Source organism: Rhodoferax sp. UBA5149, from assembly GCF_002413825.1.
Taxonomy (GTDB): Bacteria; Pseudomonadota; Gammaproteobacteria; order Burkholderiales; family Burkholderiaceae_C; genus Rhodoferax.
This window is the reverse complement of the sequence record NZ_DHXT01000093.1, coordinates 10968-19859: the sequence shown is the minus strand read 5'-3', so window position 1 is coordinate 19859 and position 8892 is coordinate 10968. Positions and strand designations below refer to the sequence as shown.

Here is an 8892-nt window from a genome sequence, read left to right as displayed (position 1 = left end):
ACGAACAGGTAAAGATAGAAGTACAGGCCGCGTACTTCGGTGGGCAAGTAGCTGATGTCCCAGCAGTAAATCTGATCGGGCCCGGTGGCCACCAGTGCGCGTGGCCGACCGGGGCCACATCTGCTACGACTGGCATCACTACATTGCGCTAGTGCAGCGCAAGCCCGGCGCTCTGCGTAACGGGGCCCCCTTTGCCGACATGCCTGCGCCTTTGCTGCGTTTGCGCCAAGGGCTGATGCGCCACGATGGCGGCGACAAAATCATGGCGCAGGTGCTCAATTGCGTATCCAGCCATGGCTTGGAGAAAGTGCTGGTGGCGGTGGAATTGGTCATCGAATCTGGTGTGCTCAGCGCCGAGCACGTCCTCAACGTATTGGCACGTCTGAACGCCGTGCCGACGCCAGAATCTGTCGAGAGCAGTTTGCATTTGAGGGAGGTTCCAGTGGCCAACACAGGGCGCTATGACAGCCTACGTGGCGACGCCATGGTGGAGGTTAGCCATGCGTCGTGATATCAGCACCGAACTCAAAGAGCTGCGCCTGCACGGCATGGCCGGGGCCTGGGATGAGCTGACAACCCATGAGGGCCAGACAAGCGATGTGGGCATACAGACCTCGCGTTGGTTGATCGAGCACTTGCTGCAAGCCGAACACGCGCAACGGGCCTTTGCATCGGTACGCCACCCAATGAAGGCGGCCAAGTTCCCACTGCACCGTGACCTGGCGGGCTTTGACTTTGAAGCCTCCAAGGTGGACAAGAAGTTGGTCGGCCAATTGAGTACATTGGACTTCACCGACACGGCACAAAACGCGGTACTCATTGGAGGGCCGGGCACCGGCAAGACGCACCTGGCCACGGCCATTGGGGTGGCGGGCATTGCGGCAAAAGGCAAACGGGTGCGCTTCTATTCCACAGTTGATTTGGTCAATGACTTGGAGAAGGAAAAGCGCGAAGGCAAGGCCGGTCGTATTGCGCTGGCACTGATGCGCATGGACATGGTGATCCTGGATGAGCTGGGCTATCTGCCCTTCAGCCAGGCCGGTGGTGCCTTGCTGTTTCACCTGCTCTCCAAGCTGTACGAGCATACCAGCGTGGTGATCACCACCAACCTGAGTTTCTCGGAGTGGTCGGCCGTGTTTATTGACGCCAAGATGACCACGGCACTACTGGATCGGCTCACCCATCACTGTCATATCGTGGAGACGGGCAACGAGTCCTACCGGTTCAGGCACAGCACCATGGCCGCCAAGACGCGCATCAAGGCCAGAGAGAGTGAGCGCAAAGGCGGCAAAACGGTGCCGACAACACAGGAGGCCGACGAGCCGTTCTGAGGCGCCACAAGCTGGGGGAATTCCGCTACGGGCTACGCCCTTCGCTCCTTTCCCCCAGCTCGTAATCAAAGACAAGGAGACTCAAGAAAAACCAGCTATTGAGTACACTTATCCACAGTTGCTGATTCAAAATTCAGCAACCCACCCTGGGTCAATATTGGATCGGCAAGGTGGGTCAATATTCAATCGGCGCCGACACCAGATATAAAATCATTCCCACTCGATGGTTGCAGGCGGCTTGCTGCTGACGTCGTAGGTCACGCGGTTGATTCCGCGAACCTCGTTGATGATGCGGCTGGAGACTTTCTTGAGCAACGCATAGGGCAACTCGGCCCAGTCGGCAGTCATGAAGTCGCTGGTTTGCACGGCACGCAGCGCCACCACGTAATCGTAGGTGCGGCCATCACCCATCACGCCCACGCTCTTGACCGGCAAGAACACGGTAAAGGCCTGGCTGGTCAGGTCGTACCAGCTTTTGCCGGTTTCTTCATCGATGAAATTGCGCAATTCTTCGATGAAGATGGCATCGGCCCGGCGCAGCAGATCAGCGTACTCTTTTTTGACTTCGCCCAGAATCCGCACCCCCAGACCCGGCCCCGGGAACGGATGCCGATAGACCATGTGGTACGGCAAACCCAGCGCCACGCCGAGCTCGCGCACTTCGTCCTTGAACAGCTCGCGCAATGGCTCCAACAATTTGAGGCCCAGTTGCTCCGGCAAGCCGCCCACGTTGTGATGGCTCTTGATGACCACCGCTTTTTTGGTCTTGGCGCCACCCGACTCGATCACGTCCGGATAAATCGTGCCTTGCGCCAGCCACGCCACGTGGCGCGAATGGTCATTCTTGAGCTTGTCGGCTTCCGCCTTGAACACTTCCACAAATTCGCGGCCAATGATCTTGCGTTTCGCTTCCGGGTCGCTCACGCCTTTCAGGTGGCCCAGGAATTGGTCAGCGGCGTCCACCCGAATCACCTTGGTGTGCAGCTTGCCGACAAACATGTCCATCACCAGATCGCCTTCGTTCAGGCGCAACAAACCATGGTCAACGAACACGCAAGTGAGCTGGTCGCCAATGGCCCGGTGAATCAGCGCGGCCGCGACCGATGAATCGACACCGCCGGACAGGCCCAGAATCACCTCTTCGGTACCGACCTGGGCGCGGATTTGTTCAACAGCCTCGCTGATGTAGTCGCCCATGATCCAGTCGGGCCGGGTACCGCAAATGTCCAGGACAAAGCGTTCCAGAATGGCTGCCCCGCGCTTGGTGTGCGTGACTTCCGGATGAAACTGCACACCGTAGAAACGGCGCTCTTCGTCGGCCATGCCGGCAATCGGGCAGCTGTCAGTGCTGGCCATCAGCTTGAAGCCGTGCGGCAGCTCGGTGACCTTGTCGCCGTGGCTCATCCATACCTGCAACATGCCGTGGCCCATGGGGGTCGCGTAATCCTGAATGCCTTCCAGCAGCTGCGTGTGGCCATGCGCCCTGACATCGGCGTGACCAAATTCGCGTTTGTGACTGGGTGCGACCAGCCCGCCGAGCTGCACGGCCATGGTGAACATGCCGTAGCAGATGCCCAGCACCGGAATGCCCAGTTCATAGACTGCCTGCGGTGCCCGCAAGTCGTGCTCTTCATAGGTGCTGGCGTGACTGCCGGAGAGAATGATGCCTTTGAGCTTGCCGTCCCTGGCATAAGCACGGACCCAGTCGTCGCTCACATCACAGGGATGAACTTCGCAAAAAACATGCGCTTCGCGGATGCGACGCGCAATCAGCTGGGTGACCTGGGAGCCAAAGTCGAGGATGAGAATTTTTTGGTGCATCATTCTGCCCGGTAGTTGGGCGCTTCTTTGGTGATTTGCACGTCGTGCACATGGCTTTCACGAATGCCTGCGGTGGTAATTTCCACAAACTCAGCTTCGTTCTGCATGGCCTCGATCGTGGCGCAACCGCAGTAGCCCATGCTGGCGCGCACGCCACCGGCCATTTGGTAGACGATGGACACCATGGAGCCTTTGTAGGGCACGCGCCCTTCAATGCCTTCAGGCACCAGCTTGTCGGCATTCGGATTGCCGGTGGTGGATTCCTGGAAATAGCGATCGGCGCTGCCTTGCTGCATGGCGCCAATGCTGCCCATGCCGCGGTAGCTCTTGTAGCTTCGGCCCTGAAACAGGATGACTTCACCGGGTGCCTCTTCAGTGCCGGCGAACATGCCGCCCATCATCACGGTGCTGGCACCAGCGGCCAGGGCTTTGGCGATATCACCGCTGTAACGGATGCCACCGTCGGCGATCAGCGGAATACCACTGCCCAGGAGCGCCGTGGCGACATTGTCAATCGCCATGATCTGGGGTACGCCCACACCCGCCACGATGCGGGTGGTGCAGATGGAGCCGGGGCCGATGCCGACCTTGACCGCATCAGCCCCGGCCTCGGCCAGTGCCAACGCAGCCGCACCGGTGGCGATGTTGCCACCGATCACGTCAACTTGCGGATAGTTGCGTTTGACCCAGCGCACGCGCTCAATCACGCCTTGGCTGTGACCGTGCGCGGTGTCCACCACGATGGCGTCCACGCCGGCACGCACCAGCGCCTCAACCCGTTCTTCGGTGCCTTCACCCACGCCCACGGCAGCGCCGACGCGCAGCTTGCCTTGCGCGTCACGCGCCGCGTTCGGGAAACTGGTTTGTTTGGTGATGTCTTTCACCGTGATCAGGCCTTTGAGTTCAAAGGCGGCGTTGACCACCAGCAGGCGCTCGATTTTGTACTGGTTCAGCAAAACCTTGGCTTGCGCCAGCGTGGTGCCATCCGGCACGGTGACCAGCTTGTCGCGCTGCGTCATGATTTGGCTCACGGGCAGGTCATAACGGGTCTCGAAGCGCAGATCGCGTCCGGTCACGATGCCGACCACTTTGCCGCCATCACAGACCGGAAAGCCCGACACACCGAGCTGGGCTGACAAATCGATGACTTGGCGCACGGTGTGCTGGGGCGTGATCACGACGGGGTCTCGCAACACGCCGGACTCATAGCGTTTGACCTTGGAAACCTGGGCCGCTTGCTCTTGCGCCGACATGTTTTTGTGGACGATACCGATACCACCCTCCTGGGCGATGGCAATCGCCAGTCGGGCTTCGGTGACCGTGTCCATGGCAGCAGACACCAAAGGCAGATTTAGTGCGATGTTGCGGGAGAAACGGGTTGCAAGAGAGGTGTCCTTGGGTAGGACTTGGGAGAACGCTGGCACCAACAAGACGTCGTCGAAGGTGAGCGCTTTGCCAATTAGGCGCATGTCTGAGCTCCAAATGGCGGATTGTACCCGCGTCACCGGGACTTGCCCGGAACCGGAGGGCGACGAGCGGGCCCATGGAGCTGCCCAAAGGAGATGCCCTCCAGGAAATTCCGTCTTGTGCACGCTAAACTTGCGCCATGAAGCATACCCGGCGTTTTTTGATAGGAGCTGCTTGCCTGATGTCGCTGGCGGCGTCGGCACAGTGGCAGTGGACCGACAAGGATGGGCGCAAAGTATTCAGTGACCGGGCGCCACCGGCAGACGTCCTGGAGAAAAATATTTTAAAACGACCCGGCGGGCGGGGCACGAGCGCAGGCGCGACCGAAATGCCCGCCGCTTCAACGGCAGCCACTGCGTCAGTCACGGCGGCGTCTGCGCCCGAGGGTGCAGCCAGTGCACCCCGGCTGAGTGGTGTCGACAAAGACCTGGCTGACAAGAAGAAGAAGGCCGAAGAGGCGGAAGTCGCCAAACGCAAGGCTGAAGAAGAGCGAATCGTGAAAGCAAAAATTGAGAATTGCGCGCGCGCCAAACAGGCCAAAGCCAGCTTGGGTTCTGGCATGCGCATGGCCCGGACCAACGAAAAAGGTGAACGTGAAGTTCTGGATGACGCCGGACGTGCGTCTGAAATCAAACGCATTCAGGCGATCGTCGATTCCGACTGCAAATAAGGCCTGCCGTCACTCGCCGGGTAAATGACCGACCTTGGCGGCAGGGCGTTTTTTGGCAAAAAGTCCGGTCATCCGCACCCCTTGCTTTACAAAACGCTCCCGTCGTGCCATTTTGGGGTCAACCGTGAGCGACCGATAGATTTCCACACGGTCATTTTCTCGAAGCGTCTGGTTCAATCCGACCTTGCGCCCCCAAATACCGACCACGCCGGTTTGAAGATCGATGGAGGGAAACAGTTGCAAAAGCCCGCTGGCCCGTACCGCCTGCAAGACCGTGCTGGATGACGCCAAATGCAGTTCGATCTCCCGCACTACCCGCGACCTAGGAGAATAGGCCACCGTGACCTGAATGGTCAGGTCACTCGCCATACACCTGGCCCGCACGTTTGACGAAGGCGTCCACCAGGCTCCCGGCAATCTTGTCGAATACCGGGCCAACGAGTTTGCCCAGCGCGGCGTTGTCAAAGCCGTAGTTGAGTGTCAGCTCCACTTTGCACGCGCGCTGCGTGCCGTCGCCCAGCGGTAAAAAATTCCACTCGCCATCCAGGCTTGAAAAAGGGCCGTTCACCAGCTTCATGGCAACCTGGCGACCCGGCACATGCTCGTTGCGGGTGGTGAATGTCTGGTGGATACCACTGAAGGAAATGCCGACTTCCGCGGTCATGCCACTCGCGTCGGAGCTCACCACCCGGGCGCGATCGCACCAGGGCAAAAACTGGGGGTATTGGTCAACCTCAGTCACAAGAAGATACATTTCTTGCGGGCTGTACCAGATCAGGACGGACTTCTTTACGGTTTTCATAGAATGGAGGTCTGCGCGGGATTGTAGACAAGCCTTGTTCGCACGACTGACAACCCGACATCAAATTTATGGCCAAGAAACCTGAAACTGCTTCCCGAATTGCCGACAACAAGAAGGCCGCCTACAACTATTTTTTTGAAGAACGCCTGGAGGCCGGGCTGGTGCTGGAGGGCTGGGAGGTCAAATCGCTGCGTGAGGGCAAGGTGCAGCTGACCGATGGCTATGTAGTCGTTCGCAATGGCGAGCTGTTCATCATCGGCCTGCAGATTCACCCCCTGAACACCGCATCCACCCACATCAGCCCGGACAAGGTGCGCACCAGAAAGCTCTTGCTGCACAAGGAAGAGATCAAACGCCTGGTTGGCAAAGTAGAGCAAAAGGGCTACACCCTGGTGCCGCTGAATCTGCATTGGAAAGCCGGAAAAATCAAGTGCGAGATTGCACTGGCCAAAGGCAAGGCCGAGCACGACAAGCGTGACACCATCAAGGACCGTGAAGGCAAGCGCGAGGTCGAGCGGGCGATGAAGATTCATCGGCGCTAAGTTTTTTTCTGCGGCAGGGAATAAACGAGACGCTGGCGGTGTTTATGAAACTGCAAATGCTTGTTTGCGTCCATCAACTCAGGAGTTCATCATGAAAGTTATCTCGCGCGCCACCCTGTCCCTGTCCCTGACGCTCAGTCTTCTGGGGGCTTGCGCCTCCGGCTATGCCGCCCCGGCCACGGTGGCTGACGGCGTGCTGGTCGGCCCCAACCACATGACGCTTTATACGTTTGACAAAGATGTTGCCGGTAGCGGCAAATCGGTCTGTAACGGTCCCTGCGCGACCAACTGGCCGCCCTTCATGGCCGGCGCGTCTGACATGGCTTCGGGTAACTACACCGTCATCACGCGGGACGACGGCACGAAGCAATGGGCGGTGAAGGGCAAGCCCGTGTATTACTGGTCCAAGGACAGCAAGCCCGGCGACAAAACCGGTGACGGTTTCAACAAGGTGTGGCAGACCGCTAAGCCCTGAGTCACCCGCAACCGTTCAAAGGCCAGCGCTGTCTCAAGCGACTCAATGAACACCCAGCCCATCGTCAATCAAATTCCGGCGCTGCGCCGCTATGCGCGCGCGCTGACCGGTGACACGTGGGCGGCGGATGACTTGGTGCAGGACACGCTGGAGCGCGCATGCAGCAAGTGGCGTTTGTGGGCCGTGGGTTCTGACCTACGGGCCTGGTTGTTCACGCTGATGCACAACCTGTTCGCCAATCAGGTGCGCCGGGCGACCCGACAAGCACAGGGCAGCACCGTGGATATTGACGATGTTGCGCACGAATTGGCGGCACCCGATGCCAATCTCGGCAATGCCATGGATTTGCAGCGCTGCCTGCTGTTGCTGCCGCAAGACCAGCGGGTGGTTCTGCTGCTGGTCAGCGTGGAGGATATGAGCTACCGCGAAGTGGCCCAAATTACCGGCATTCCCGTTGGCACCGTGATGTCGCGCCTGTCACGTGCGCGCAGCCGCCTGCAGGCACTGCTGGACGCACCGGCCCGCAGTGCCGAAGCAGCGCCTGCGTCCGACGCCCAGGCCGTGTCCGTGCCCCCGCCAAGTCACGTCATCCCTTTGCACCGCCTGAAATGAGCCACTGGAAAAACACCATGGACAGGACCTCTTCGCAAGCGCTCACGGACGATGAAATTCATGCCTTGGTGGACGGCCAGCTCTCACAGGAGGCGCTGGCGGCATTGCAGGCGCGCTTGGCGCTTGACCCCGCCGCACAGGCCACGATGGCGACGTGGCAGCAGCAGCGCGACGCCCTGCGGCGCCTGCACCAGCAAGTTCTGGACGAGCCCGTTCCAGCCACACTGATGAGCGCCGCGCGTCAAACCGCTGCCTCGCGGCAAGAAATCAGGCAATGGTGGCGCTGGGGCGGCTTGGCCGCCAGCTTCCTGCTGGCGTTTGGCGCGGGTTGGGCGTCGCATGGCGAATGGCAAGTCCGGTCGCCCTCGCCTGCGCTGGCGAAAGGACGGGCGGAGCAGAATTTTGTGCGGCAGGCCAGCTTTGCGCATGCGGTGTATTCGCCGGAAGTACGACATCCGGTGGAGGTCACCGCTGCCGAGCAGGACCATTTGGTGCAATGGCTGTCCAAGCGCCTGGGCAGGCCGCTCAAAGTCCCCAATCTGGGGCCACAAGGTTATGAACTCATGGGCGGACGGCTATTGCCAGGCGAGGCGGGCGCGCGAGCGCAATTCATGTTCCAGAACGCTGCCGGCACCCGCGTCACCCTTTACCTCGGGGCCGTGGACAAGGCACCGGGCGGAGTCGACGCGCGGGAGAGCAGCTTCCACTTTGCGACGGACGGCCCGGTACCGAGTTTTTACTGGATCGACCAGGGCTTTGGTTACGCGCTGGCCGGGCCGCTGCCGCGTGACGCCCTCATGAAACTGGCGGAAGCGGTGTATCGCCAGCTTTGATCCAGGGCACGTTCAGTTCAACTCGCGCAGCGGATGCGTCGTGGGCGTCCAGGGGCTGATGAAGTACGGCGCCACCATGTCGGGAGTGACCTCTTCAATGCGGGCCGGATTCCAGCAAGGCGCGTTGTCTTTGTCCACTGCCAGTGCCCGGATGCCCTCCACGGTCTCACTCTGGCTTGCACTGCGATTCAGGTGCTGAGGGTGAAAGCAGTGATGAACCATGTCACGCTCCATGCGCAGATCGTCGGCCAGCGTCATGTCGCGGGCGCGGCGAATTTGCGCCAGCACCACGTGCAGCATCAAGGGTGAACGTCGGCGCAGTGTGGCCGCCGTGTGCTG

The 8892-nt window shown here is 60.1% G+C and carries 11 protein-coding genes and 1 pseudogene; 7 read left to right on the top strand and 5 right to left on the bottom strand.

The window, feature by feature from the left end; translation table 11 throughout:
• Positions 1 to 97 precede the first annotated feature (97 nt).
• Together B3V69_RS08055 and istB are read left to right on the top strand one after the other, a co-directional pair.
• Positions 98 to 511 (top strand): annotated as a pseudogene (locus tag B3V69_RS08055) (IS21 family transposase); the annotation flags it as partial.
• Complete coding sequence (istB, locus tag B3V69_RS08050) at positions 501 to 1331, top strand: IS21-like element helper ATPase IstB (RefSeq protein WP_296445446.1); 831 nt, start codon at positions 501 to 503, stop codon at positions 1329 to 1331. The pseudogene B3V69_RS08055 and the gene istB, both read left to right, overlap by 11 nt.
• A 210-nt stretch (positions 1332 to 1541) precedes the next feature.
• On the opposite strand, the gene guaA is transcribed toward istB, so the two are convergent.
• Positions 1542 to 3155: a glutamine-hydrolyzing GMP synthase gene (gene guaA / locus B3V69_RS08045; RefSeq protein WP_296445444.1), complete on the bottom strand. Its 1614-nt coding sequence runs from the start codon at positions 3153 to 3155 to the stop codon at positions 1542 to 1544.
• A complete protein-coding gene (guaB, locus tag B3V69_RS08040; RefSeq protein ID WP_296445442.1) occupies positions 3152 to 4621 on the bottom strand; it encodes an IMP dehydrogenase in 1470 nt (489 codons plus the stop codon). The genes guaA and guaB overlap by 4 nt, the downstream gene beginning before the upstream one ends.
• A 137-nt stretch (positions 4622 to 4758) precedes the next feature.
• Between guaB and B3V69_RS08035 the strand changes: the two genes are divergently transcribed.
• Positions 4759 to 5289 carry a DUF4124 domain-containing protein gene (locus tag B3V69_RS08035; RefSeq protein ID WP_296445440.1) on the top strand — a complete coding sequence of 177 codons (531 nt, stop codon included), beginning with the start codon at positions 4759 to 4761 and terminating at the stop codon, positions 5287 to 5289.
• Between the two features lie 9 nt (positions 5290 to 5298).
• Here B3V69_RS08035 and B3V69_RS08030 read toward each other — a convergent pair whose 3' ends face one another.
• Together B3V69_RS08030 and B3V69_RS08025 are read right to left on the bottom strand one after the other, a co-directional pair.
• A complete protein-coding gene (locus tag B3V69_RS08030) occupies positions 5299 to 5658 on the bottom strand; it encodes an RnfH family protein (protein WP_296445439.1) in 360 nt (119 codons plus the stop codon).
• Positions 5648 to 6091: a type II toxin-antitoxin system RatA family toxin gene (locus tag B3V69_RS08025; protein ID WP_296445438.1), complete on the bottom strand. Its 444-nt coding sequence runs from the start codon at positions 6089 to 6091 to the stop codon at positions 5648 to 5650. Before B3V69_RS08025 ends, B3V69_RS08030 begins: the two co-directional genes overlap by 11 nt.
• A 68-nt stretch (positions 6092 to 6159) precedes the next feature.
• Between B3V69_RS08025 and smpB the strand changes: the two genes are divergently transcribed.
• The 4 genes from smpB (at position 6160) to B3V69_RS08005 (ending at position 8553) form a co-directional block, all read left to right on the top strand.
• Complete coding sequence (smpB, locus tag B3V69_RS08020) at positions 6160 to 6633, top strand: SsrA-binding protein SmpB (protein ID WP_296445435.1); 474 nt, start codon at positions 6160 to 6162, stop codon at positions 6631 to 6633.
• Between the two features lie 91 nt (positions 6634 to 6724).
• Positions 6725 to 7108 carry a hypothetical protein gene (locus B3V69_RS08015; RefSeq protein WP_296445433.1) on the top strand — a complete coding sequence of 128 codons (384 nt, stop codon included), beginning with the start codon at positions 6725 to 6727 and terminating at the stop codon, positions 7106 to 7108.
• Positions 7109 to 7153: 45 nt separating this feature from the next.
• Positions 7154 to 7720: an RNA polymerase sigma factor gene (locus tag B3V69_RS08010; RefSeq protein ID WP_296445431.1), complete on the top strand. Its 567-nt coding sequence runs from the start codon at positions 7154 to 7156 to the stop codon at positions 7718 to 7720.
• 17 nt (positions 7721 to 7737) lie between these two features.
• On the top strand, positions 7738 to 8553 hold the full coding sequence (locus B3V69_RS08005) for an anti-sigma factor family protein (protein ID WP_296445429.1): 816 nt from the start codon (positions 7738 to 7740) through the stop codon (positions 8551 to 8553).
• Positions 8554 to 8565: 12 nt separating this feature from the next.
• On the opposite strand, the gene B3V69_RS08000 is transcribed toward B3V69_RS08005, so the two are convergent.
• Positions 8566 to 8892: enoyl-CoA hydratase/isomerase family protein (locus B3V69_RS08000; protein ID WP_296445427.1), on the bottom strand; the 327-nt coding region annotated here is incomplete at its 5' end.